We start from the raw sequence: 25581 nt of genomic DNA, 5'->3' as shown, positions 1-25581 counted from the left end.
TCAAGAGGTTGAACGATTTCCAGGTGGTTGCACACAGCGGCGCGCGCCGCCCCCGGCCCGGGGACGGCGTGCGTACGGGCGACTGCGGAGGGCTACATCCGCGTCGCTACTTGAGCGTGGCCGACGTGAGGCCCGCCTGCACCTGCCGCTGGAAGGACAGGTACACCACCAGCATCGGGATCATCGCGATGGTCACACCCGCGAAGAGGACCGGCAGGTCGGAGGCGTACCCCATCTGCTGCTGGAGCTGGATCAGGCCCTGGGTGAGGACATAGCGCTCCGGATCGTCGCCGCTCTGCGGCTGCATGAGGACCGTCGGCAGGATGAACTGGTTCCACTGGCCCAGGGTGTTGAAGATGCCGACACTGACCAGACCCGGCTTCGCCATCGGCAGCATCACCTGGAAGAACGTACGCGCATGCGAAGCGCCGTCCAGGATGGCCGCCTCGAAGACCGCCGTGGGCAGGGTCCGGAAGAAGGCGTGCATGAAGAAGACCGTGAACGGCATCGAGTACGCGACGTAGACCAGGATCAGACCCTGGAAGGTGTTCAGCATGTCGAGGCGCTTGACCATGAAGAACAGCGGCACCAGTGCCAGGAAGACCGGGAACATCGCGCCCGCGACGAAGAAGTAGTACAGGAACCGGTTGCCCCAGAACTGGTACCGCGCCAGGACGTACGCGGCCATGGACCCGAACAGCATCGTCAGCGGCACCGAGAAGACCAGCACGATGACCGTGTTGAGGAAGTAGTCCCCGATGCCCTTGTCCCAGGCCCGGGAGAAGACGTCTAGGGACCAGTTCTGCGGCCAGCCGAAGGCCGAACCGCCGATCTGCGCGTCGGTCTTGAAGGAGCTGAGCACCAGCCACAACAGGGGCAGCACGATCAGCAGGGCCCACAGGGCGAGGAAGCCGTGCGAGAAGACGTTCAGCACGACGCCCTCACCGCGCCGGTCGCCGGAGTGGGGCGGGGTCTTGGCCACGGGCCGCTCGACGGGGACGGCCGCGGGTTCCTTGATGGGTGCGCTCATCGTCGTCTCTCTCCCGCTCAGAACTCGACGCGCTCGCGGCGGGTGACGCGCAGCGTGACCACGGACAGGACGAGGGTGAGCAGCAGCATGACCACACCCATGGCGCAGGCGTAGCCGCTCTTTCCGAAGTAGAGGAAGTTGCGCATCATCACGGACGACATGACGTCACTGGCGTGGTCGGGGCCGCCGCCGTAGGCGCCCATGTTCTGGGTCATGGACGCGACCAGCACGAACATGTCCATCGCCACGATGCCCAGGTATACCCAGGCGGTCTGCACGCTGTCCCACAGCAGGGGCAGTGTGATGCGGAGGAAGGACTGGGAGCGGCCCGCGCCGTCGATGAGGGCGGCCTCGTAGATGTCCTTCGGGATGGACTGCATGGCGGCGGAGAACAGCACCAGGTAGAACCCGACGCCGTGCCAGACGACGACCAGGATCAGCGCCCAGCGCACGAACCCCGGCTCGTTCAGCCATTCCACGGGGTTGTCGGCGTCGACCAGCCCGAGCTTGGTGAGGAGACCGTTGAGCATGCCGCCGCCGTCGCTGCGGTACACCGCGTTGAACAGCACCGCGACGATCGCGAGCGACAGCACCTGCGGGAAGAAGTAGACGATCTTGTAGAACCCGGACCCGGCGACTCCGCTGACTCCGCCGGCGTGGCCGCGTCCGCCCACGTTCACCATAAAGGCGAAGAACAGCGCGAGCAGAATGGTGATCACCGGGATGAACACCAGGAACTGGATGTTGTGCCAGATGGCCTGCAGGAAGACGTCGTCCTGGAACAGCGCTTCGTAGTTGTCGAGCCCGACGAAATTGAAGGTCTGCGACTGGCCCTTCCAGTCGGTCAGCGAATAGCCGAAGGTCTGGATGTACGGCCAGATGACGAAGATCAGATAGAGCGCCACGGGGATGAACAGAAACCCCGCGATGAACCTGTACTGCCCTTTGCGCATTGGCGATTCCTGCCCCTGGTGTCCTCCCCCGGGCCGGGGGTGTTCCGGCCCGGGATACGGCGTGCGGTCAGTCCCGGTGGTTCTTCTTGGACGCCGGGTCCTTGGCCTGCTTGTCGACCGCGGCCTGGGCTCGCTTGAGCCACTCCTTCGGCTGGATGCGCTTGGCCATCAACTCGTTGGAGGCGGCCTCGAGGGCGGCCCCCATCTCGCTGTACCAGTCGACGTACATGTAGCGGAAGGTGTTGTCGCCCGCTGCCTTGGTCGCCTCGACGGTGGACTGGGTTCCCGGGCGGAGCTGGACGCTCGGGTCGACGCCGTCCTTGAGGATGGTCAGCGAGTTGGCCTCCTTGGCGAACTGCGTCGACCACTCCTTGGAGAGCATCCTCCTCATGAACTCCTGGGCGCCGGCGAGGTTCTTGGCCTTGGCCGGGATGATGAAGGGCTCGCCGGCGCCGGCCCGGATCGCCTCGAAGGGCAGCTTGCTGTCGGGCAGCAGCGGCATCGGCATGAACTTCATGTCGAAGTCGGTCGGCGTCGTCTTGAGCTGTTCGTTCTCCAGCCAGGAGCCGCAGGTGATGAACGCGGCCTTGTACTGGTTCCATCGGGTCTGCGACTCGGTGTGGGTCAGGCCGTTCGTGCCGGGCATGAGCAGGCCCTTCTCGACGACCTCGTAGATCGCCTCGACGCCGGCCTGCGCCGCGTCGGAGCCGACGAACGCCTTGGGGTCGAGGTTGTCGATCGCCTTCATGGCGTCCAGGCCGCCCTTCTTGGCGATCATGTCCATGATGGCGACGTTGATGTAGTACGGGTACTTGCCCTGGTGGGCGAGGCCGCCGATGCCCTGCTTCTTGGCGTCCTGGCAGACGGCGAGGAAGTCGGCCCAGGTCTTGGGCTCCTCCCAGCCCTTCTCCTTGAAGAGCTTGCCGGAGTACCACAGGCCCCAGACCGTGTAGATGTAGTTCAGGGCGACGACCTTGCCCTCGAAGGTGCCCGGGTCGAGCGTGCCGGGGATCAGGGTGTCGCGGACCTTCTTGGCGGGGTCGTCCACGGCCGGCGCGTCCAGGACCCCGGCGAGGTCGAGGAGCTGGCCGTTCTTGAAGAGCACGTCGACCTTGATCTGCTGGGCACCGGAGTCGTCGACGATGTCCGGCGGGGTTCCGGCGTTGAAGCGGGGCTGGAGCTTGCCCGTGATCTCCTGCGTGCCGGTGTGGCTGGAGGTGATCCCGAGCTTCTTGTTGAAGTCGGCCTCCCACGCCTTGGCGTAGTCGTCGCCGTAACCGCCCTTGAAGACGACGACGTCGAGTTTGCTGCCCTTCTCCGCGCCGAACGGATTGTCCTTGGTGGTCTTGCCCTTGGACGTGTTGTCGTTCGAGTCGTCTCCCCCGCCGCCGCTGGCACACGCGGCGAGGAAGCTCATGGTGGGAATGGTGACCAGGCCGAGCGCGGCGGACCGCTTGATCAGATCGCGTCGGCCGACGCCTTCGGAACCGTGGTGCTCTGCGGAAGTGGATCCCATGCTCAAGTCCTCGCCTTCTCCAGGACTCAGGCGGTGAACCGGATCCTCCCGGGCACCGCGGTCAGGTCAAGCAGGGTCGTGCAGGAAGCGCTCATCATGTGGAAGTGCCGACAGGTATAGTCCACTTCCCGCCGCCTGAGCAAGATCGAATGCAAGGTTGACCACCGGTCTTTTCCGAGTTGAGACCGTTGAGACCTCGCGGAAATGACGGGAAAGGGTTTTCTGGCGATCTTATTCGGCCATTCCCCCGAGCCACCCGAGACCCGCCCGTGTCCCCTGTCCCACAATGGTCCGGTCATCGCCGAGGGGGTTCCGTGTCGCTTCCCGTGCCAGCGCCCGTCCTGCCCGAAGGCGTCGACCCCGCCTGGCTGCCACCGGAGGTCTTCCGGCCGCTCGGCTGCCGTCGGACGCTGGTCCGTGGCCGTGGGCCGCTCGTGGACACCGTGCACGGCGAGGCGGCCGCCGCCTGTGCCCGGTTCGGGGGCGAGGTGGTGCGCGACGCGCGGGCCGCGCGGGCCGCCCCGTACGACCTGGTGTTGGACGTCACCGACGCACCGGACCTCGGCGACGAGGGGTTCGCCTGCGTGCGCCGCGACGGGACCACCACCGTCACGGCGGCCGGTGGGCGGGGGCTGCTGTACGGGCTGTTCCACGTCGTGCGGCTCGGCGAGGACGCGTTCGGTGCCGAGCGGCCGCGCGAGACACACCGGCCCGCGGTGGCGCTGCGGGCACTGGACCACTGGGACAACGTGGCCGTGCACCCGGTGATGGGCCAGGTGGAGCGTGGTTACGCGGGCGGGTCGCTGTTCTGGCGGGACGGCGAGGCACGCGGGGAGACCGAGCGGGTACGGGCGTACGGCAGGCTGCTCGCGGCCTGCGGGATCAACGCCGTGACCGTCAACAACGTCAACGTGCACGCCACCGAGGCGCGTCTGCTCACCGACCGGATCGGTGAGGTCGCCGCCCTCGCCGACGCGTTGCGGCCGTACGGCATCCGGACGCATCTGTCGGTCACCTTCGCGGCGCCGGTCGTACTCGGCGGACTGGCCACGGCCGACCCGCTCGACGAAGGAGTGCGCCGATGGTGGGCGGCGACGGTCGCACAGGTGTACGAGGTGATCGGGGACTTCGGCGGGTTCGTGGTGAAGGCCGACTCGGAGGGCCAGCCGGGTCCGTTCACCTACGGCCGCAGTCACGCCGACGGCGCCAACATGCTGGCCGCCGCGCTCGCCCCGCACGGCGGCACCGTGCGCTGGCGGGCCTTCGTCTACAACCACCGGCAGGACTGGCGGGACCGGTCGACGGACCGGGCGCGTGCCGCGTACGACCATTTCGCCCCCTTGGACGGCGAGTTCGCGGAGAACGCCGTGCTCCAGGTCAAGCACGGGCCCCTGGACTTCCAGGTGCGCGAGCCGGTCTCGCCCGTGCTCGGGGCCATGCCGCGCACCCGGCTCGCGCTGGAGGTGCAGGCCACGCAGGAGTACACCGGGCAGCAGCGGCACGTGTGCTGGCTCGGGCCGATGTGGAGCGAGGTGCTGCGGTTCCGGCCCGACGGGGAGGACGGCGGGCCCGGTGTCGGTGACCTGGCCGGCGGTCTGGTCGCCGTGTCCAACGTGGGCGACGACCCCTTCTGGACGGGGCATCCGCTCGCCCAGGCCAACCTGTACACCGTCGGCCGGCTCGGCTGGCGGCCGGACGCCGACCCGCACGACCTGCTCGACGAGTGGATCCGGCTCACCTTCCCGGCCGAGGCGAGCGCCGACCCCGGACGGCTGCGGGAGGGGCTGCGCGCCGTTCTCCACGGCTCGTGGCGGACGTACGAGAAGTACACCGCGCCGCTCGGCGTCGGCTTCATGGTGCAGCCGGGGCACCACTACGGGCCGAGCGTCGACGGCTACGAGTACAGCCCCTGGGGCACCTACCACTTCGCCGACCGTGACGGCATCGGCGTCGACCGCACCGCGACCACCGGCACCGGCTACGCGGCGCAGTACGCCAAACCCTGGGCCGAGCTGTACGAGTCCGTGCGGACCTGCCCCGACGAGCTGCTGCTGTTCTTCCACCACGTGCCGTACGGGCATGTCCTGCACAGCGGCACGACCGTGATCCAGCACATCTACGACACGCACTTCGCGGGTGTGGCCGAGGTGGAGGAGGCCCGGCGGGTGTGGGCCTCGCTCGCGGACCTCGTGTCACCGGCGCGCCACGCGCGGGTGACGAAGCGGTACGAGGAACAGCTCCGCGGCGCCCGCGAGTGGCGCGACCAGGTCAACAGCTACTTCTTCCGGAAGTCGGGGGTGCCCGACGCGCGGGGGCGGCACATCCACTGACTCCGACGGAAACCGTGCTGACAGAATCTGATCGTGGTGCTTATGATGCCGCCGATGATGAACTTCTCCTCGCTCGGATTGGGGGAATCGTCCGCGCAAGGTGAGTGCTGATGGCACATCACTTCGCGAACGGGATTCCGACCCGCCTGTTGATGTGGCAGCGCGTGCGCGAGTACGCCGTGCCACTGTCCATGATCGAGACCGCGACCGCGCGGCGTGCGGCCGGTGACTGGGCGGGGGCCTGCGCCGCCGCCCGGATCGACGTCGATCTCGATCTGCGCGCCGTGCGCGACCGCCACGGCACCGATCTCGCCACCCGACTCCGTGCTGACCTGCGCCGACTGGCACCGGATCTGCTCCGCTGGCACATGCCCCGGATCGCCCCCGACGGGCGGCTCCGGCCCGGTCTCACCCTCTCCCTGGCCCGTTACCGGCGTTCCGGTGCCGCTCCGCTGCATCTGGTGGTACGGACACCGCCGGCCTGGGCGGACGCCGGGCAGCGGATGTCCCTGTCCCTGTGGCAGGAGTCCGGGGACAGCGCCCCCGGAGACCCCCGGCATCCCGGGCACCATCCCCATCCGCATCCCGAACGGCGTTTCCGGCTCGATCTGCACCGGCATCTGTGGGACGCCGGGCGGAGCGGCGAGTTGGCACGACGATGCGACGGGGGCTCCGACTCCTCGTGGGCGGTGGCGCGTTGGGCCGCCGAGGCGGAGGTGCTGTTGCGGGCCGAGGGCCGTCCTCGCGGGGCCTTCACCGTGCGGCTCGGTGCGCGCAGCCGTGCCGTGCTCGAACTCGTCGCCCCCGACGACAGCCATGCCCCGACGTTCCGGCCGCTTCGGGAGGCGCTGCCGCCGCAGGAGGTCGCCGCGCTTCCGGTGCTGCCGGAGGCGGCGGCCCGGGTCCTTCCGGATCTGGAGCTGGTGCGGGCCGGGCTGGTCGCGGCCGATCGACTGCATCCGCTTGTCGCCGCCGCGTTGACGGCGCACGGCTCGGTGGCGGCGTACGGATCGGCAGGCGCGGCCGGGCCCGTCGGCAGGTCCGTCACCGGGCCGGGTGATCCGCACCGGGTGGAGTGCCGGGGCCAGGTCCATCGGATCGCGCTGCGGGACGGGGTGCTCACCGCGATCGACCACGACCCGGCCCAACTGCGCCGGGAGGAGCTGCTGGTGGCGCTCGGCGGGCCTGGGCTGCCCTGCCTGCGGGCGATCGACGCGGTGCACCGCAACCCGGAGGCACTTCCGGCGGTCCGGGAGCGGCTCGGCCACGGTGACGTCGCCGGGGCGCTGGCCGTGGTCGAAGGGCTGCTCGGTCCGGCCGCGGTCCTGCGCGACGGGCCGCTCCGGGAGGAACTGGAGTCGGCCGCGGCCCGCCGTATCGACCACGGACTCTTCCGCTCGGGACTGGCCGCCCCGCACCCCGGTGCCGGTGCCGCAGCGGGCCGTGACGCCGCGGGCGTGGGCCTGACGGAGCCTGGCCACCGTCCCCGGATCGACCGCCGTACGCCTCCCGAGGTGCGCCGCAAGCGGAGCAGCCGGGCCCGGCCCCGTACGGGCCTGGCCTGCTGACCCTGCGGGCCTGGCCTGCTGACCACACCCCCAGAGGCCCACGCATTACTCGCCGCACGCACCCACACCCTCCGGGCCGGGCTGTCCCGCCCCCTTATGCCACCCAGGTGATACGCCATGACTTCCAGCACCCAACTCGGCCTCTCCGACGACCTCCTGACACTCCTTCGGACCACCACCACCGAACCGCGCCCCGACGACCAGCTCGAAGCGCTCACCCTGGCCGTCGCGGCGGACCTGCCCGTGCTGCTCTGGGGCGAGCCGGGCATCGGCAAGACCGCCGCGCTGACGCAGCTCGCCACTTCCCTCGACCTGCCGCTGACGACCGTGATCGCGAGTGTCCACGAGCCGACCGACTTCTCCGGACTGCCCATCGTGGGCGACGACCCGGCGGTGCGGGGCGTGCCGATGGCACCGCCGCAGTGGGCCGTGGAACTCGTCCGGGCAGGGCGGGGGCTGCTCTTCCTGGACGAACTCTCCACCGCCACCCCGGCCGTCCAGGCCGCCCTGCTCCGGGTGGTGCTGGAGCGGAGGGTCGGTGCCCTGCAACTGCCGCCGGGGGTACGGATCGTGGCCGCCGCCAATCCTCGTGCCTCGGCGGCGGACGGCTGGGAGCTGAGCCCGCCGCTGGCCAACCGGTTCGTGCACCTGTACTGGGTGCACGACCAGGACGTGGTGGTACGAGGGCTGGGCGGGGTCTGGCCGCGGGCCGAGCTGCCCCGCCTCCGTCCTGAGCGGCTGCCGGAGGCGGTGGCCTTCGCCCGGCGCGTGGTCTGCGGCTTCCTGAAAGCCCGGCCGACGCTGATCCACCGGCTGCCGAGCACCGAGACACGGCGCGGCGGAGCCTGGCCCTCGCCGCGGAGCTGGGAGGCCGCGTTGACCCTGCTGGCGTTCGGCACCGCGGCCGCCGTCTCCCGGGAGGTGCTGGCGCTGCTGGTGCGGGGCGCGGTGGGGGACGGACCGGGGCTCGAACTCCTCGCCCACCTCGACCGGATGGACCTGCCGGACCCGGAGTCGCTCCTGTCCGATCCGGCCTCCGCCGAGCTGCCGGTGCGGGGCGATCTGCGTCAGGCCGCGCTGGAGGCGGTGGTGGCCGCTGTCCGAGCCCGGCCGGAACGAGAACGGTGGGAGGCGGGCTGGGCGGTGCTGGTCCGTGCGCTGGAGACCGGCGCCCCGGACCTGCTGGTCGCCCCGGCCAGGGCACTGGCCTCGCTGCGGCGCGACGACTGGGAGGTTCCGCAGGCGGTGGACCGGCTGGCCGCGGTCGTCGGGATCGCCGACCGCGCGGACCGGTCGGTGGAGCGGGCCGCGGCCGGACAGCTCCAGGGGGCGCAGCGATGACGGGGCCCGTGAAGCGGCCGTTGCCGCGGCCGATGACCCCGCCTGCGCCGCCGCGCCCGGTGCGGGCCACGCTGCCCTCGCCGCCGGCCGGCGCGGGCGGGCCGGCCGGCGTCCCCGTGCTTCCCCTGGACATGGAGAAGTTGCTGGCCGCCCGGCTGCACGCGGTCAAGGTCCGCCCCTACCTCGCCGACGCGCTCTTCGCGCTGAACGTGGTCGAGGACCGGTCGGTGCCGACGATGGCGGTCGACGCGCACTGGCGCTGCTACGTCTCCCCCGGCTTCGTGGCGCGGACTCCCGTGGAGGAGCTGGCGGGCGTCTGGGTGCACGAGGTCTCCCATCTGCTCCGGGACCACCACGGGCGGGGCGAGCGCTACGCGCGCCAGAACGAGGAGCACGGGCCGGGCGAGAGGTTGCGGCGGAACATCGCCGCCGACTTCGAGATCAACGACGACATCTACGGCGACGGTCTGCCCCGGCCCGTCGGGGCGCTGCGTCCGTCGTTGCTGAGGCTGCCCGACGGGCTGCTGATGGAGGAGTACCTGCGCAGGGCGTCGCTGTCCGGGCTCGCCGCCGACCTGGCCTGGCTGGACTGCGGCAGCGGGGCCGACGGGCAGGAGCGACCGTGGGAGCTGGGGCCCGACGGGGCCCACGGGCTGACCAGGCAGCAGCGGGACGCGGTGCGCTTCCGGGTCGCCGAGGGGATCAAGGGGCGGCCGGGTGACGCCCCGGAAGGGTGGCGCCGTTGGGCGGACGAGGCCTTTCATCCGCCGCAGCCGTGGCGGCAGTTGCTGGGGGCGGCCGTACGGTCCGCGGCGAGTGCGCCGGGGGTGGGCGAGGACCACAGTTACCGGCGTCCGTCCCGGCGCTCGGCCGCCGTCCCCGGGGTGCTGCTGCCGAGCTTGCGCCGTACCCCGCCCCGGGTCTGCGTCGTGATCGACACCTCCGGGTCGGTGAGCGACGCGGAGCTGGGCAGCGCGCTGCTGGAGGTGGCGGCGATCGCGCGGGCGGTGGGCGGGCGCCGTGATCTGGTGTCGGTGATCTCCTGCGACGCGGCGGCCGGGATCGCCGCCCCGCTCTGCCGCGCCGAGGACGTCGCACTGATCGGCGGCGGGGGGACGGATCTGCGCTCCGGTTTCGCCCGTGCCCTCCGCTCGCGGCCCCGCCCGGACGTGATCGTCGCCCTGACGGACGGCCAGACACCGTGGCCCTCCGCACCGCCTCCCTGCCGTACCGTCGTCGGCCTCTTCTCCCGTCCCGCCCGGGTGGACGAGCGGAACCCGGACTACGTCCCCGACACACCGCCGACCTGGGCACGTGTCGTCACGATCAGCTGACCCGGCCGGCGGGCGGGCCGACGCGCCGTTCTACTCGACGCGCAGGACCGCCACTCCCAGCGGATCGAGGGACAAGGGTTCGCCGCGCTCGACCCGCTTGCCGGTGAGCAGGTCGGTGGCGGTGGTGTGGGCGGTCAGGCGGGCCGGGGCGGCCGCGTGGTTGAGGAGGAACAGCAGGCGGGTGCCGTCGGCGGCGACGCGGGTCGCGGTCTCCACGGCGGTGTGATCCGCGTACGGGCCGATCAGGTCGTGCCTCGCGAGGACACGCCGTACGACGTGGTCGACGCCCGGCTGGTCGAGGGCGGTGGCCACGTACCAGCCCTCCCCCGCGCCGAAGGCGTGCCGGGTGACCGCGGGGGTGCCCGCGTAGAAGTCGGCGCCGTACGTGCCGACCGGCTCGGCGCCGCGCGGCTGCACGATCTCGAAGACGAGTCGGGCCGTGGTCGTGAACTCCCCCATGTGCACAGGCTGTACGACGTCCTCCGGACGGGCGTCCCACTCGTCGACGCGGATGCCCAGCAGCGGAGCGAGGGGGCCGGGCACGTCGGTGGGGAAGGCGCGGTCGTGTTCGTCGGAGCGGGCGCTGAGGAAGGTGGCGAGGACGCTGCCGCCGCGCCGGGCCACCGCCTCCAGGCGCTCGGCGAGGTCGTCCTTCACCAGGTGCAGCACGGGGGCGAGGACCACGTCGTACGGGGTCAGGTCGACGGTGACCGGGACGACGTCCACGTCGGCGCCGGCCTCGCGGGCGGCCCGGTAGTAGGCGTGCACCACGTCCTGGTAGCGGACCAGCCGGGAGGGCCCGTCGGAGATCTCCAGCGCCCACCAGCTGTCCCAGTCGAAGAGCAGGGCGGTACGGGACGGAGTGCGGGCGCCGAGCGTGACACCCCCGAGGTCCGCCAACTCACGTCCCAGCGCGGCCACTTCACGGAAGACGCGGGTGTCGTCGCGGCCCGCGTGGCCGATGACCGCGCCGTGGTACTTCTCGCAGGCGCCGCGTGAGGCGCGCATCTGGAAGTACAGGGCGGCGTCCGCGCCGTGGGCGACGGCCTGCCAGGTGGCGAGGCGGAGTTCGCCCGGGCGCCTGAGGGGGTTCACGTCGCGGCAGGCGGTGGTGGACGGGGTCTGCTCCATGAGCCAGAAGGGGGCGCCGTCCTTCAGGCCGCGCATCAGGTCGTGGCCGAGGGCCGGACGGGTGGGCGGGGCGTCGAGGGGCGGGTAGCTGTCCCAGGAGGCGAAGTCGAGGTGGGGCGCCCAGCGGTGGTAGTCGAGGGGGCGGTAGGCGCCCATGAAGTTGGTGGTGACCGGGGTGTCCTGGTCGTGGACGCGGATGGCCTCCTTCTCGGCGGTGAAGCAGCCGAGCAGGGCGTCGGTCATGAAGCGCTGGTAGTCCAGGGTGATGCCCTGGAAGGCGGTGTGGTGGGGACCGCGCCAGTGCTCGGTGAGGGCGCTCGGCGGTTCGATCTGGTCCCAGCCGGTGTAGCGGTGCGACCAGAAGGTGGTCCACCAGGCGTCGTTGAGGGCGTCCAGGGTGCCGTGCCGTTCGCGGAGCCAGCCCCGGAACGCCTCGGCGCACAGGTCGCAGTAACAGGCGCCGCCGTACTCGTTGTTGATGTGCCAGGCGAGCAACGCCCGGTGGTCGCCGTACCGTTCGGCGAGGCGCCCTGCCAGCTCGGTGGCGAGGCGGCGGTAGGCGGGTGAGCTGGGGCAGAAGTTGTGCCGTTGGCCGTAGCGGTGGCGGCGGCCCTCGAAGTCGGTGCGGTTGACCTCGGGGTACTTCTTCGCCAGCCACGGCGGGAGCGCTGCGGTGCCGGTGGCGAGACAGACGCCTCGGCCCTCGGCGGCGGCTCGGTCCAGGACGCGGTCGAGGACGGTGAAGTCGTAGGTGTCCTCGGCGGGTTGGGTGAGCGACCAGGAGAAGACGCCGACCGTGAGGGTGTCGATGCCCGCGTCGGTGAACAGCCGGTGGTCCTCGTCCCACACCTCCTCCGGCCACTGCTCGGGGTTGTAGTCACCGCCGTAGGGGATCTGGGGGGTCATGCGGTGAAGTCCTCCTGGGTCTCGGCGATCACCGGGCGGCCGGCTTGCAGCAGGGAGAGCAGCAGCGGTGCGGCCAGCAGGGCGGTCAGGGCCTCCGTCAGCAGGGCGGTCAGGCCGCCGGCCAGGACGAGCAGGGAGGCCGCGGCGAGCGTGGCACGCCCGTGCCGGAGCAGGAAGTACCCGGCCAGGCGGGCGGTGTCACGGGCGCGGAAGGAGAACAGGGAGGTGAGGACGAGGGCGTGCGCGCCCCAGAGGAGGGCGGCGAAGCCGATGACCGCGAGGAGCACCGCCCACCAGCCGGGCAGGCCGGTGGCGGCGAAGTGGGTGAGGGTGAAGGCGATGACGGTCAGCCAGGCGACGAGCGGGGCCCACAGTTTCATTGCGGGCAGGGCGTTGAGCCGCCAGCCGCGCAGGTAGACACGGGCGGGGTGGAGTTCGGTGAGGTCGCGGCCGCGGTGGTGCAGGGCGTACAGGGCGGCGGAAAGTGCCGGGCCGAGCGGGAGGAGGCAGGCGGCGGCGAGGGGGAGGTTGGAGGGGGCCGGGTCGAGCAGGAAGAGCCCGGCCAGTCCCGGTGCGGCGGCCAGGAGCAACAAGGCCTCGACGGTGATCAGGGTGTGGATCAGGGCGGCGGCGCGGGAGAGGGGGCCGGCGCCGAAGGCGATCGATGGAGTGCTCACCGCGGTTCCCCTCCGAGGAGTCGGCGCTCGTCCGACCAGGGCGGGGCTTCCTCGTCGACGGGGCTGATCTCGACCAGCGTGACCTCGTGGCGGGTGAGTGTCAGGTCCAGGCGGACCCGGCCGTCCTCGACGGGTGACCGGTGGTGGCTGCGGGCGGGCTCGGCGGCCTCGCGCAGGACGTCGAGCTGGTGCGGGCGGGGCGAGCGCGGGCTGCCCATCCGTTGCCACGCCGTATGGGCGTTGCCGTGCTCCTCGTCCACCCTGGACCGTCGCGCGAAGGCCTGCGCCGCCCGCACCGGGACGGACAGACGCACGGCATGCCGCTCGGGTCCGGGGGTCTCACCGCTCGCGTCCACGGGCGCCCAGGCGAGGACGGTGACCCGGCCGTCCGCGTGCCGCGTCACCAGATGGTCCTCGCCGCGCGCCAGCAGTTCCTCCCCCATCCGCGCCATGAACGCGTACAGGTGGTACGTCGGCTTCTTCACCTGGCGGTGGGTGAGCAGGCCGAAGCCGCCGTGGAAGAGGGCGGTGGGGATGCCGACCTCCTCGAACATGTCGCTGAACGTCCAGTACGAGAAGGAGTCGGCGTGGTCGGCGCCTCGGGCCAGGACCGGTGCCAGGTACGCGGCGTGGAACGCGGTGTCGTGGACGGGGTTGTCGGGCCGGTAGGAGGAGTTGAACTCGGTGATGTGGACGGGGAGTCCGGCCAGCCGAGTGCCTTTCAACAACTCGCGGGGCGTGGCGAACTGGTCCAGGAGGCGCTGCGCCGGCGCCAGCGTCTGGCGGACGCCGAACGGCACGTGCTGGGCGGGTCCCGAGGTGTACGCGTGCTTCGACACGAAGTCGACGGGGACGTCCCGGTGTTCGGCGAACTCGGCGAAGCGGACCAGCCATGCGTCGGCGCCGGGTGAGATCGCCGGGCCGCCCACCTGGAGGCCCGCGTCGACCTCCTTCACGGCGTGCGCGGTCACCTCGTACAGCCGGTGGTAGGCCGCCTCGTCCGCGCCCTGCCAGAAGTCGGGCAGGTTGGGCTCGTTCCACACCTCGATCGGCCAGGTGCGGACCTCGTCGAGGCCGTAGCGGTCGACCAGGTGGGCGAGGGTGGCGCGGACGAGGGCGGCCCACTCCTTGTGGGAGCGGGGCGGGGTGACGTTGCCGCGCCACCAGAAGACGGTCTGCTCGCCGGAGGCCAGCCCGTCGGGCATGAAGCCGAGTTCGAGGAAGGGCCGGATGCCGAGGTCGAGGTAGGCGTCGACGACCTGGTCGACGTAGGTGAAGGCGTGGTGGACGTGCCGGGCGCCCTCCCACTCATAGGGGCGGTGCACGCCCATGCCGTCGCTGAGCAGGCCGTGGCCGCGGATGTACCGGAAGCCGATCTCGCGGTGGAGCAGGGCGAGGGAGTCCTGGTAGTCGCGGCGCAGGGCGAGTTCGATGCGGCCGGTGCCGACGCAGTGGCGCCAGGCGTCGGAGAGCCGGCCGGACGGCTCGGCGGGGACGCGGATCACCCGTTCTCCTTCTTGAACCGCTCGTACGCCTTGTTGTGCAGGTCGACCAGCTGCTGCATGTTCTTCGCCTTCAACTCGGCGACGTAGGCGTCCCATTCGGCCATCGGGCGCTTGCCGAGCACGAACTGGAGGGTGTTCTGGATGGCGTGGTCCTTGAGCGGGGTGTCCCAGAGGGTCGCCTGTTCCTGCTCGAAGGACTGCAGCGGGTGGGCCGGGTCGACGGGCAGTTCCTTGCGCTGGGACATGACGTCCTGGAACTTCTTCTCGTCCGGGCTGAAGCTGGAGGACACCAGCTCCCAGCTGCCGCCGTAGGTGAACACGCCGTTGAAGAAGCCGTAGTCCTTCTGGAGGTCCTTCGGGGCGTTCGGGTCGGAGCCCATCAGCGAGATCCCCGGCTTCAGCTGGTACTTGCCGCCGGACTCGGTGTACGTGACGCCCTTCACGCCCCACTTGCAGAACTTCTGGCCCTCGTCGGAGTACCAGAGCCAGTCCACGAACTGCATCATCGCGACGAAGTCGGCGCTCTTGAGGGCCTTGCTGGAGATCATCATGCCGTTCTCCAGCCGGATACCGCTCAGGAGGACCGGGCCGGCCGGACCGAGGGGCACCGGGACCATCTCGATCTTCGAACCCTTGACCTGCTTGTTCAGGTTGTAGCGGTAGTTCTGCACCAGCTCCTGCGGATTGGCGCTGATCACATAGGACTTCTCGGCCAGCAGCTTCTGTATGGCCTGGTCGTCCTGCTGGGTGAAGCTCTCGGGGTCGAGGAGCTTCTCGGCGACGAGTCTGCGCAGGTACTCGATCATCTGCCGGTAGGCGTCCTGGGTCGCGGTGAAGACGAACTTCCGCGCCTTGGTGTCGAAGCTGATGTTGTCGTACGTCCAGCCCGCCTTGACGCCGTACGCCTGGCCGAGGTAGCTGAACAACGCGCCACACGGGAACGGGGTGTTGGTGCTCCAGCGGTCGGTCCAGGGGTATTTGTCGGGGTACTCCGCCTTGAGAGCCTTGAGGACGACGTACACCTCGTCCCACGTCGTGGGCAGGGTCAGTCCGTGCTTGTCGAGGATGTCCGTGCGGAAGGACAACGAGTAGCCGGACTTGGGCTTCTCGTGCAGGCCGGGCAGCAGGTAGTACTTGCCGTCGGACTGGCGGATGGAGTCGAGCTCGGGCTCGAGCCTCCACTTCTTCACCTTCTCCTGGAAGTTGGGCATCAGGTGCACGTACTCGCTGACCGGGAGGATCGCCCCCGACGACACGAACGCCACCTCCGCGGGGTGGTACGTCTTGGGGATCAGGAAGGGGGCGTCGCCCGCGCCGATGAGGACGCTGCGCTTCTTCTCGTAGTCGGCCAGCGGGACGTCGAGGGGCTTGATGGTGATCCCGGTGCGCTTGGTGACCTCCTTCCAGAACAACCAGCTGTTCTTGAGGGGGTAGACCGGGTTGTCGTTGTGGAGCATCGAGAAGGACAGCGCCTTGGTCGCCTTGAACTGCTGTCCGGTGCGGTACTCCTTCATCGCGCCGTTCTGCTTCTTGGAAAGGTCCTTGGAGTCGCCTCCGTCGTCGCCGCTGCTGCAGCCGGTGAGGGTGGCGAGGCCGATGAAGCCCGCGGCGGCCAGGATCTGACGACGCGACAGCTCTCCTGCGTTCTTCACGAAGACTCCCTTGGTGCGTAGGTGAGTTGGGGGCGTCAGCCCTTGACCGCGCCGAGCATCACGCCCGAGACGAAGAAGCGCTGGACGAACGGGTACACGCAGATGATCGGCAGCGCGGTGAGCACGATCGTGACCGCCTGGATGCTCGCGCCGACCTGGCTGAGCTCCGCGGTGGAGGCGCCCGCGTTGCCGCCGCCGGTGGCGCCCGCGATGAGGTTGCGCAGATAGACGGTGACCGGCATCAGGTCGGAGTGGTCCATGTAGAGGAACGCGCTGAACCAGGAGTTCCAGAAGGACACCGTGTAGAAGAGCACCATGGTCGCGACGACCGCCTTGGACAGCGGCAGCACGATCCTGAGCAGGATGCCGTACGTGCTCAGGCCGTCGATCTGCGCGGCCTCCTCCAGCTCGGACGGCAGGCTCTCGAAGAAGGCCTTCATCACCAGGAGGTTGAAGACGCTGATCGCGTTGGGCAGCGCGATCGCCCAGACGCTGTTCTTCAGTCCGAGGCTGGTGACCAGGATGTAGTTGGGGATCAGGCCGCCGGTGAAGAACATCGTGAACACGGCGATGCCGACGAGCACCCCACGCCCCTTGAGGTGCTTCTTCGACAGGACGTAGGCGTAACAGGTCGTCAGGACCATGGCGACGGCGGTGGCCACGACCGTGTAGAACACGGTGTTGCCGTAGTTCCGCCAGAACATCGAGTCCTGGAACACGATCTTGTACGTCGTGAGGTTGAACCCCTTGGGCCACAGGGTCACTTCACCGGCCCGGATCTGCCGCTCCCCGCTGAAGGATCTCGCGACGATGTTGACGAAGGGGTACAGGGTCACGACCACGACGAAGGTGAGAATCACCCCGTTGACGCCCTGGAAGACGCGGTAGCCCCGGGTGGGCCGGTTGGCGCTCACCGTCCGGTTGACACTCACCACAGGCTGGTCCCCACTGTGCGACGCGAGAGCGTGTTGGCGGACATGATCAGGACCAGGCCGATGATCGCCTCGAACAGCCCGATGGCGGCGGCGTAACTGAAGCTGTTGGACTCGACGCCCGCCCGGTACACGTACGTCGAGATCACATCGGCGGTCGGGTAGGTCAGCGGGTTGTACAGCAGCAGGACCTTCTCGAAGCCGACCGCCATGAAGGTGCCGACGTTGAGGATCAGCAGCGTGATCATGGTGGGGCGGATGCCGGGCAGGGTGACGTGCCAGATCTGCTGCCAGCGGTTGGCGCCGTCGATGCGAGCGGCCTCGTAGAGGTCCTCGTCGATGGTGGTGAGCGCGGCGAGGTAGAGGATGGTGCCCCAGCCGGCGGTCTGCCAGATCTCCGAGCCGACGTAGATCGTGCGGAACCAGTCGGGTTCCTGGATGAAGCGGATCTCGTCGTGGCCGAACCAGCCGAGGGCATGGTTGACCGGGCCGTCCGTGGCGAGCATCTGCAGGGTCAGACCCGCGACGATCACGATCGACAGGAAGTGCGGGAGGTACGACACCGACTGCACGAACCGCTTCAGGGAGCGCCGGCGCACCTCGTTCAGCAGGAGGGCGAGGACGATCGGGATCGGGAAGCAGAACACGAGCGTGAGCCCGCCCAGCCACAGCGTGTTGCGGAACACCTGCCAGAAGGTCGGGTCGCTGAGGAACATGCGCACATAGCGCAGGCCCACCCAGTCCTCGCCGAACATCGAGCCGCCGGGCTCGAAGCGGCGGAAGGCGATCACGTTGCCGATCATCGGCAGATAGCGGAAGACCAGGAAGAACAGCAGCGGCAGGACGGCCAGCGAGTACAGCTGCCAGTCCCGGCGCAGGGCGCGCCGCCAGCCGGGGCGCGGGGCCGGGCGCGCGGGGCGTGCGGCGGTTTTCGCCGGGGGTGGTTCCTGGGTGCCGGAGGGTAAGGCCGGCGTGGTGGACGTGCTCATGCTCGGTCCTCCCGTGGCGGATGTGCGGAAGTGTGGAACCGAAACTTTCGAGCTCTTACCGGTAACTTCGCGGCAACTTAAGGGCACCCAGAAAGCGCTGTCAATGGGTGGTACACGCCTGACTGTTGAGACGTTTGAGGGTATTGGATTCCGCAGAGAGAGGGTATGACACGGGAGTTGACTGCTACCGTGCTCCGGAACTTTCTGGATCTCGGCCGCAACGATCGGCCGGGTCCGCTCCCCCACCCCCGACTCCTGCGAGGTGCCCGCGTGCCCGCGTTCGACCTGCCGCCGACGGAGCTGGAACACCACCGCCCGGAACCGGACGAGCCCGCCGACTTCGACGCGTTCTGGTCGGACACCCTGAAGGAGGCCGCGCAGCCGGACGTGCTGGTGTCGGTGCGCCCGGTGGAGAACGGCCTGCGTCTGACGGACAGTTGGGACGTCACGTTCCGCGGCTTCGCCGGTGACCCGGTGCGCGCCTGGTTCAGCCGGCCCGCGGGAGTGCGCGACCCGCTCCCGGCGGTCGTCGAGTACGCCGGCTACGGGCGCGGCCGGGGCCTCCCCCATGAGCGGCTGACCTGGGTGAACGCCGGGTACGCGCATCTGCTGATGGACAACCGCGGCCAGGGTGACCAGTACGGCAACGGCGGCGACACCCCCGACCCGCACGCCTCGGCGCCGGGCGGCCCGGGCCCGGCCGTCCGGGGCCTGCTCTCCCCGCACGACCACCACTACCGGCGGCTCATCACGGACGCGGTGCGCGCGGTCGCCGCGGTCCGCGCCCTGCCCGGCGTCGACGCCTCACGCACCGCAGCCGTCGGCAACAGCCACGGCGGCGGACTCGCCCTGGCCGTCGCGGGACTGGTCCCCGACCTGGCCGCCGCCGTGGTCACCGCCCCGCTGCTGTGCGGGATCCGGCGCGCCCTGGACCTCACCGACGCGGGCCCCTACGGCGAGATCGCCGCGTACCTCTCCGTGCACCGCGGCGCCGAGGGGGCCGCGTACCGCACCCTGTCCTACCTGGAGGGCATCTCCTTCGCCCGCCGCGCCCAGGCCCCCGCCCACTTCGGCGTCGGCCTGCGCGACACGGTCTGCCCGCCGAGCGGGGCGTACGCCGCGTACAACCGCTACGGCGAACTGACCGGCACGACTCCGCAGAAGGAGATCCTCGCCTATCCCTACAACGGCCACGAGGGCGGCGACGCGGTACAGGTGCGCCGCCAACTGGACTGGCTGCGCGCGGTGTTCAGCGGCTGAGACGCATACGGGTCCGGTGGGCGGACGGCTCCTGCCCACCGGACCCGCTGTAGAACGACCGAACACGCCAGGGCGTGTTGCGAAAGTCCCGCCTGCCCTGCGACGCCCGGCACGCGCGCTCGCCGCGTTGTCGGGATCGCCCACGTACGCCCCCTACGCGGGCGGCCCTCCGTCTTGCGATCGCACGCACCGGACGCCGCAGGGCGCGCCCTTCGGGCGGACGACGGGACGTTCGCAACCCGCCCTAGCCGACCCGACAGGGCAGGGTCGTGGCGGTATCACCGCCGGATCCGGTGACCACGTACCCGAAGGTCGCGCTCTTGCCTGGATCCAACGACCCGTTCCAGCCGGCGTTGTGGACCATCACGTCCTGACCCGTGTAGGTCGCGGCGCCGTTCCACAGGCTGTCGACCTTCTGGCCGCTGGGCAGGGCCCAGTTGACCATCCAGCCGAGCATGGGGACGGTGCCCGTGTTGGTGACGGTCACCTCGGACTGGTAGCCGCCACTCCAGTTGCCGGTCGTCTTGCGGGTCGCGGTGCAGGCGCCGGGCGGAGGCTCGGTCGGGGGGTTGCCCGGGTCGTGGATCCCGGTCACCTCGCCGTGGCCACCGTCGAAGACGACGTCGGAGCAGGAGTAGAACGTCTCCTGGCTGTCGGAGCGCTGCCACACCATGTAGATGATGTGGCGCCCCGACTTGTCGGCGGGCAGCTTGCCGGTCCAGGAGTAGTTGGCCTCGACCGTGCCCGGGCTGCCGTTGAGCGGCGGGTGGTCGACACTCAGGAAGGGCTGGGCTTCCATGTCGTTCCAGGTCAGCGTCTTGGTCGGGTCGAAGCCGTCCTTGGTGACGTAGACGTAGAACCAGCCCGGGTGCGCCGCCCAGGCGTTGTACGAGAAGTCGACGGTCGCACCCGCCGTGAGGTGGGTGAGCGGCCACTCGCTGCTGGGCTTGTTGAACCCGGTGAAGTTGGGGTTGCCGCCGCTGCACAGCTCGCCGTCCGGCACGAAGCCGCGGGTGCGGCCCGCGCCGTCCGAGCGCAGCACGGAGAACCAGTTGTAGAACGGCGTGGTCCCGCTGACCTGGTGCGCCGCCTTGCACGCCTGGTTGATCGGCTTGATCTCACCGGCGTCGGTGAGGGCGTCCTGCCAGCACAGGAAGGTGCGGCTGCCCGGCTTCATCGGGGTGCCGTGGGCCTCCGCCTTGCCGCCCGCCGTGACGATCAGACCGAGGGCCGGGATCGTCGTGAGCAGGGCCAGCAGGACGAGGAGGAGGGCACCCCGAGAGCTGCGCTGTTGTAATCGGGGGGTTGCGGGGGGAGTTGCGGTCACTCTCGCCATAGACATGACAGAGTTACGTCCCTTCGCTCGGCGGTCGGGAGGAACGTGCGCATGGGGATGACGGGGAGGTGGGAGCGCCTGCGCCGACGGGTTCCGGTCCACCGGCATGGGAGCGCTCCCACCCCACCCTGTTGGGCAAGGTAGCGCCGAAAGGTCCAGTTGTAAACGGCTTGCGCACGACGAAGGGCCGCGCCCCCTCGGGGAGCGCGGCCCTGACCGCCGTACCGGATCCCTTACTTGCGGATCAGGCTGCGCAGCACGTACTGCATGATGCCGCCGTTGCGGTAGTAGTCGGCCTCGCCGGGGGTGTCGATGCGGACGACCGCGTCGAACTCGACGCCCGTGTCGGTGGTGACCTTCACCGTGCGCGGGGTGGTGCCGTTGTTCAGCTCCTCGACGCCGGTGAAGGAGAAGGTCTCCTCGCCGGTCAGGCCGAGGGTCGCGGCGGACTGGCCCTCGGGGAACTGGAGCGGCAGCACGCCCATGCCGATGAGGTTGGAGCGGTGGATGCGCTCGTACGACTCGGCGATGACGGCCTTGACGCCGAGGAGCGCGGTGCCCTTGGCGGCCCAGTCGCGGGACGAGCCGGAGCCGTACTCCTTGCCCGCGAGCACGACGAGCGGGATGCCCTGCTCGATGTAGTTGCGGGAGGCGTCGTAGATGAACGACACCGGAGCGCCGTCCTGGGTGAAGTCGCGGGTGTAGCCGCCCTCGGTGCCCGGCGCGATCTGGTTGCGGAGGCGGATGTTGGCGAACGTACCGCGGATCATGACCTCGTGGTTGCCTCGGCGGGAGCCGTAGGAGTTGAAGTCACGACGCTCGACACCGTGCTCGGTGAGGTACTTGCCCGCCGGAGTGTCGGCCTTGATCGCACCGGCCGGGGAGATGTGGTCGGTGGTGACCGAGTCGCCCAGCTTGGCGAGCACGCGGGCACCGGCGATGTCGCTGACCGGGGACGGCTCGTGGGCCATGCCCTCGAAGTACGGGGGCTTGCGGACGTACGTCGACTCCGTGTCCCACTCGAAGGTGTTGCCGGTCGGGATCGGCAGCGCCTGCCACTGGGCGTCGCCCGCGAAGACGTCGGAGTAGGACTTGTTGAACATGTCCTCGCCGATGGCGTTCGCCACGACGTCGTTGACCTCGGCCTCGGAGGGCCAGATGTCGGCCAGGTAGACCGGCTTGCCTTCCTGGTCGGTGCCCAGGGCGTCCTTGGTGATGTCCACCTTCATGGAGCCGGCGAGGGCGTACGCGACGACCAGCGGCGGGGACGCCAGGTAGTTCATCTTGACGTCGGGGTTGATGCGGCCCTCGAAGTTCCGGTTGCCGGAGAGGACCGAGGTGACCGCGAGGTCGTGGTCGTTGACGGCCTTGGAGACCTCCTCCGGCAGCGGGCCGGAGTTGCCGATGCAGGTGGTGCAGCCGTAGCCGACGAGGTTGAAGCCGACCTTGTCGAGGTACGGGGTCAGGCCCGCCTTGTCGAAGTAGTCGGTGACGACCTTCGAACCCGGGGCGAGGGTGGTCTTGACCCACGGCTTGCGGGTCAGGCCCTTCTCCACGGCCTTCTTCGCGACGAGCGCGGCGGCGACCATGACGTACGGGTTGGAGGTGTTGGTGCAGGAGGTGATGGCGGCGACCGTCACGGCACCGTGGTCGATCTCGTAGGTCGAGCCGTCGGGGGCGGTCACGGTGACCGGCTTGGACGGGGCGCCGTTCGGGATCGACGAGGGGGCGTCGGAGCTCGGGAAGGACTCCTTGCTGGCCTCGTACTCGTCGTTGACGTAGGCGCGGACGTCCTGCTTGAACTGCTCGGCGGCGTTCGCGAGGACGATACGGTCCTGCGGGCGCTTCGGGCCGGCGATGGAGGGGACGACCGTGGACAGGTCGAGCTCGAGCTTCTCGGAGAAGTCCGGCTCGGCCTTCGGGTCCAGCCAGAGGCCCTGCTGCTTGGCGTACGCCTCGACGAGCGCGAGCTGCTGCTCGGAGCGGCCGGTGAGCTTCAGGTACTTGATGGTCTCGTCGTCGATCGGGAAGATCGCGGCGGTCGAGCCGAACTCCGGCGACATGTTGCCGATGGTGGCGCGGTTGGCGAGGGAGGTGGCGGCGACACCCTCGCCGTAGAACTCGACGAACTTGCCGACGACACCGTGCTTGCGCAGCATCTCGGTGATGGTCAGCACGAGGTCGGTGGCGGTGGTGCCCGGCTTCAGCTCACCGGTCAGCTTGAAGCCGACGACACGCGGGATGAGCATGGAGACCGGCTGACCGAGCATCGCGGCCTCGGCCTCGATGCCGCCGACGCCCCAGCCCAGCACACCGAGGCCGTTGACCATGGTGGTGTGCGAGTCGGTGCCGACCAGGGTGTCGGGGTACGCCTGCCCGCCCCGGACCATGACCGTACGCGCCAGGTGCTCGATGTTCACCTGGTGGACGATGCCGGTGCCGGGCGGGACGACCTTGAACTCGTCGAAGGCGGTCTGGCCCCAGCGCAGGAACTGGTAGCGCTCCCTGTTGCGGCCGTACTCCAGCTCGACGTTCTGGGAGAAGGCGTCGTGCGTGCCGAACTTGTCGGCGATGACGGAGTGGTCGATGACCAGCTCGGCCGGGGCCAGCGGGTTGATCTTGGCCGGGTCGCCGCCGAGCTCCTTGACGGCCTCACGCATGGTGGCGAGGTCGACGACACAGGGAACGCCGGTGAAGTCCTGCATGATCACACGGGCCGGCGTGAACTGGATCTCCTGGCTGGGCTGGGCCTGCGAGTCCCAGTTGCCGAGGGCGCGGATGTGGTCGGCGGTGATGTTCGCGCCGTCCTCCGTGCGGAGCAGGTTCTCCAGCAGGACCTTGAGGCTGTAGGGGAGTCGGGCCGAGCCCTCCACCTTGTCCAGGCGGAAGATCTCGTACGACTCGTCGCCCACCTGCAGCGTGCTGCGGGCGTCGAAGCTGTTCGCCGACACGACGGTCTCCTTCATTGATGTGCGCGTACCACCGCATCCTGCCGCCACGCGGGCTTGGCCGATCCGCTAAGGTAAGGCTAAGTTAGGTAACCCTTACCAGTCCGGCGGCTGTGGTGCGCCTCGGCAGATATCTCGATGTCGAGATAACTCTAGTACATGGGGGCGAGCTGGTCATGCCCGGGCCTCACGTTGCTGGGGCCATCCACCGTCGTGCGCCTGGCTGACGGAGGCCTCCGGTGACACAGGCGGGCAACGGGCGGCTGATCCCTCCGAGGCCAGGATCGCGGAGTTCCCGCAGACTGCTGCCGAACAGGCCCGCTGGTGGGAGGGGCACATTCTGGAGGTCCTGGACGGCTTGCCACCGGATGCTCCTGCGGGGACGGCACCGCGGCCGGAGTTCGCCCCGGAACCAAACTCGCTGGCTCAGCGGGAGCGGGCCAAGGCCGCCGAGCTGACGGCGGCCGGGCATGCGATGACGGCCAGCGGGGTCAAGCAGCGGCGTCAGCGCTATCAGCGGGACGGGCTGGTCGGACTGGCCGACGGCCGGTCGGCCAAGCAGATGCCGTCGTTCGGCAGGGTGGCCCCGGCGGTGGTCGAGGCGATGCGGCAGGCGATCGACGAGACCGCCGAGGCGTCGTCGAAGACGATCGGCTTCGTGGTCTGGCGGGCGACGCAGATCCTGTCCGCCAGAGACCGCCGAGGCGTCGTCGAAGACGATCGGCTTCGTGGTCTGGCGGGCGACGCAGATCCTGTCCGCCCGTGAGGACGCGGAGGACATCGAGAACTGGCACTTCACGATCTCCGCGCGGTCCCTTTTGGTCTCACTCGGGCAAAGGACCGTTTATGAGAATCGGGGCAGGGGGCCGCGCTGCGCCATCCCGGAGAACGGGACCAGGCCGCCGCCCAAGAAGATCGTGCGCCTCGCCTTTCCCTGCAGGCGCTGACCGGCGCATACCGACGACCGTCAGGGCGGCGTCAGGCGGGCTGCGGGGCGGGCGTTGCCGGAGCGGCCGCGACCTTGCGGGTCTCGCGCATTATCAGCAGGCCGTTGACCACCATCAGTGTCGCGGTCAGGCAGTGGACGCCGAGCGCGGTAGCCACGGAGCCGTGGTGGGCCAGCACGGTGGTCATGTCGCCGTACGCGGCGAGGGCCTCCACCAGCAGCACCCAGCCCAGCGCCCGGCGGTGACCCGCCACCAGCAGGATGCCCAGGACCAGGGCCAGGACGACGTCGCGGATTCCCTTGATGATCAGGAAGCCGCCGCCGTCGCCGGACGGCCAGCTCGGCAGGCCGAAGCTCGGCGCCGTCGTCTCCGGGCTCAGGATGAACTCCGTCCCGAACCAGAGGATGAAGAGGATGAAGGCGGCGGCCATGACGGTGTTGATCTTCTTCAGCGACATTGTTCTTCTCCTTGCGAGTCTTCGCCGGCTTGGTGAGCTTCGTGGAGCTTGCTGAGTCGTGTGGGGCCTGATCAGGCCGCGCGGACGCGGCTGATCGAGGGGCGTAGCTTGTCGGGATCGCCGTTGGATCTGAGCGGCAGCTGCATTCCCGGATGTCGGGATTCCTGTGGCCACCTGCCGCCCGGGGAGTGGGGATTGTGCGCCACCGGCGCGGGGGCGGCCCGCGGGGTCAGAAATCCGAAGCCCTGTCGGGCTCACCCCGACGGGGCGAAAGCTGTCGGCATACAGGGCCGAACCAGTGCATGTCGGGGCGGATTTGATATCAGACGAGGGCGGCGACCAGCAGGGTGAAGGCGCCGATGATGACGGTGACGCGGACGTAGTGGAAGCGGTCCCAGCGGTTCATCTGCTGCTTCCAGTCCTCGGGCCGGTTCTCCGGGGTCCACGTCTTGCCCCGGTTGTTGATCGGGACGAGCAGCAGGATCGACATGACCACGCTGACGAGCAGCAGCGCGCCGGCGGTGACGACGAGGCCGGTGCCGTGGTGGCGCCATCCCGCGACAGCCCAGACCGCGACGAGGACGAGTGAGCCGATGTACCAGAACGGCATCACGGCGCCGAGCATCCGGCCCCCGTGGGAGTGGGCCAGCTGGTTACTGTCCTCCGGGAGGGCGTTGAAGATCGGGTTCATGACGAAGGCGACGGAGAACTCCACCCCCACCATCAGGCCGACGATCACGGTGGTGATTACCTCGAGTGCGCTGAGCAT

Annotated in this window: 19 protein-coding genes; 6 read left to right on the top strand and 13 right to left on the bottom strand. The window is 69.8% G+C overall.

Going from position 1 to position 25581, the window contains the following annotated elements:
• Positions 1-106: 106 nt before the first annotated feature.
• From AC067M_RS15760 to ngcE, 3 genes are all read right to left on the bottom strand, one after another.
• Entirely contained in the window at positions 107-1030 is a 924-nt protein-coding gene (locus AC067M_RS15760) for a carbohydrate ABC transporter permease (protein ID WP_478697554.1), read from the bottom strand.
• 17 nt (positions 1031-1047) lie between these two features.
• Complete coding sequence (locus AC067M_RS15755; protein ID WP_478697553.1) at positions 1048-1983, bottom strand: carbohydrate ABC transporter permease; 936 nt, start codon at positions 1981-1983, stop codon at positions 1048-1050.
• A gap of 67 nt (positions 1984-2050) precedes the next feature.
• Positions 2051-3499, bottom strand: a complete 1449-nt coding sequence (gene ngcE, locus AC067M_RS15750; protein ID WP_478697552.1) for an N-acetylglucosamine/diacetylchitobiose ABC transporter substrate-binding protein — start codon at positions 3497-3499, stop codon at positions 2051-2053.
• A 314-nt stretch (positions 3500-3813) separates the two neighbouring features.
• On the opposite strand from ngcE, the gene AC067M_RS15745 reads away from it, so the two are divergent.
• The 4 genes from AC067M_RS15745 (at position 3814) to AC067M_RS15730 (ending at position 10072) form a co-directional block, all read left to right on the top strand.
• Positions 3814-5829, top strand: a complete 2016-nt coding sequence (locus tag AC067M_RS15745) for an alpha-glucuronidase (protein WP_478697551.1) — start codon at positions 3814-3816, stop codon at positions 5827-5829.
• A 110-nt stretch (positions 5830-5939) separates the two neighbouring features.
• Complete coding sequence (locus AC067M_RS15740) at positions 5940-7397, top strand: hypothetical protein (RefSeq protein WP_478697550.1); 1458 nt, start codon at positions 5940-5942, stop codon at positions 7395-7397.
• Between the two features lie 117 nt (positions 7398-7514).
• Positions 7515-8738: an AAA family ATPase gene (locus AC067M_RS15735; protein WP_478697549.1), complete on the top strand. Its 1224-nt coding sequence runs from the start codon at positions 7515-7517 to the stop codon at positions 8736-8738.
• A 131-nt stretch (positions 8739-8869) separates the two neighbouring features.
• Entirely contained in the window at positions 8870-10072 is a 1203-nt protein-coding gene (locus tag AC067M_RS15730) for a vWA domain-containing protein (RefSeq protein ID WP_478697571.1), read from the top strand.
• Between the two features lie 30 nt (positions 10073-10102).
• On the opposite strand, the gene AC067M_RS15725 is transcribed toward AC067M_RS15730, so the two are convergent.
• Genes AC067M_RS15725 through AC067M_RS15700 form a run of 6 tightly spaced genes read right to left on the bottom strand, consistent with a single transcriptional unit; the run spans position 10103 to position 17864 of the window.
• Positions 10103-12109 carry a beta-galactosidase gene (locus tag AC067M_RS15725; RefSeq protein WP_478697548.1) on the bottom strand — a complete coding sequence of 669 codons (2007 nt, stop codon included), beginning with the start codon at positions 12107-12109 and terminating at the stop codon, positions 10103-10105.
• Complete coding sequence (locus AC067M_RS15720; protein WP_478697547.1) at positions 12106-12786, bottom strand: hypothetical protein; 681 nt, start codon at positions 12784-12786, stop codon at positions 12106-12108. The genes AC067M_RS15725 and AC067M_RS15720 overlap by 4 nt, the downstream gene beginning before the upstream one ends.
• The gene (locus tag AC067M_RS15715) at positions 12783-14291 is read right to left on the bottom strand and encodes a GH39 family glycosyl hydrolase (RefSeq protein WP_478697546.1); all 1509 of its coding nucleotides are present in this window, start codon (positions 14289-14291) and stop codon (positions 12783-12785) included. The genes AC067M_RS15720 and AC067M_RS15715 overlap by 4 nt, the downstream gene beginning before the upstream one ends.
• A complete protein-coding gene (locus AC067M_RS15710; protein ID WP_478697545.1) occupies positions 14288-15943 on the bottom strand; it encodes an ABC transporter substrate-binding protein in 1656 nt (551 codons plus the stop codon). Before AC067M_RS15710 ends, AC067M_RS15715 begins: the two co-directional genes overlap by 4 nt.
• A gap of 35 nt (positions 15944-15978) precedes the next feature.
• Positions 15979-16875, bottom strand: a complete 897-nt coding sequence (locus AC067M_RS15705) for a carbohydrate ABC transporter permease (RefSeq protein ID WP_478697544.1) — start codon at positions 16873-16875, stop codon at positions 15979-15981.
• Positions 16872-17864 carry an ABC transporter permease gene (locus tag AC067M_RS15700; protein WP_478697543.1) on the bottom strand — a complete coding sequence of 331 codons (993 nt, stop codon included), beginning with the start codon at positions 17862-17864 and terminating at the stop codon, positions 16872-16874. The genes AC067M_RS15705 and AC067M_RS15700 overlap by 4 nt, the downstream gene beginning before the upstream one ends.
• Before the next feature lie 270 nt (positions 17865-18134).
• Here AC067M_RS15700 and AC067M_RS15695 point away from each other — a divergent pair, with 270 nt between their 5' ends.
• Positions 18135-19124 (top strand): acetylxylan esterase, encoded by a 990-nt coding sequence (locus tag AC067M_RS15695; protein WP_478697542.1) that lies wholly within the window; start codon positions 18135-18137, stop codon positions 19122-19124.
• A gap of 244 nt (positions 19125-19368) precedes the next feature.
• Here AC067M_RS15695 and AC067M_RS15690 read toward each other — a convergent pair whose 3' ends face one another.
• Entirely contained in the window at positions 19369-20451 is a 1083-nt protein-coding gene (locus tag AC067M_RS15690; protein WP_478697541.1) for a lytic polysaccharide monooxygenase auxiliary activity family 9 protein, read from the bottom strand.
• Positions 20452-20693: 242 nt separating this feature from the next.
• The gene (acnA, locus tag AC067M_RS15685; protein ID WP_478697540.1) at positions 20694-23411 is read right to left on the bottom strand and encodes an aconitate hydratase AcnA; all 2718 of its coding nucleotides are present in this window, start codon (positions 23409-23411) and stop codon (positions 20694-20696) included.
• 355 nt (positions 23412-23766) lie between these two features.
• Here acnA and AC067M_RS15680 point away from each other — a divergent pair, with 355 nt between their 5' ends.
• Positions 23767-24174 (top strand): hypothetical protein, encoded by a 408-nt coding sequence (locus AC067M_RS15680; RefSeq protein ID WP_478697539.1) that lies wholly within the window; start codon positions 23767-23769, stop codon positions 24172-24174.
• Between the two features lie 212 nt (positions 24175-24386).
• On the opposite strand, the gene AC067M_RS15675 is transcribed toward AC067M_RS15680, so the two are convergent.
• Positions 24387-24812, bottom strand: a complete 426-nt coding sequence (locus tag AC067M_RS15675; protein WP_478697538.1) for a DUF4267 domain-containing protein — start codon at positions 24810-24812, stop codon at positions 24387-24389.
• Positions 24813-25134: 322 nt separating this feature from the next.
• Positions 25135-25581 (bottom strand): anthrone oxygenase family protein, encoded by a 447-nt coding sequence (locus AC067M_RS15670; RefSeq protein WP_478697537.1) that lies wholly within the window; start codon positions 25579-25581, stop codon positions 25135-25137.

The organism is Streptomyces sp. NPDC043427 (assembly GCF_056436655.1).
The sequence above is the reverse complement of the archived record's forward strand: the minus strand, read 5'-3'. Positions and strand labels throughout refer to the sequence as shown.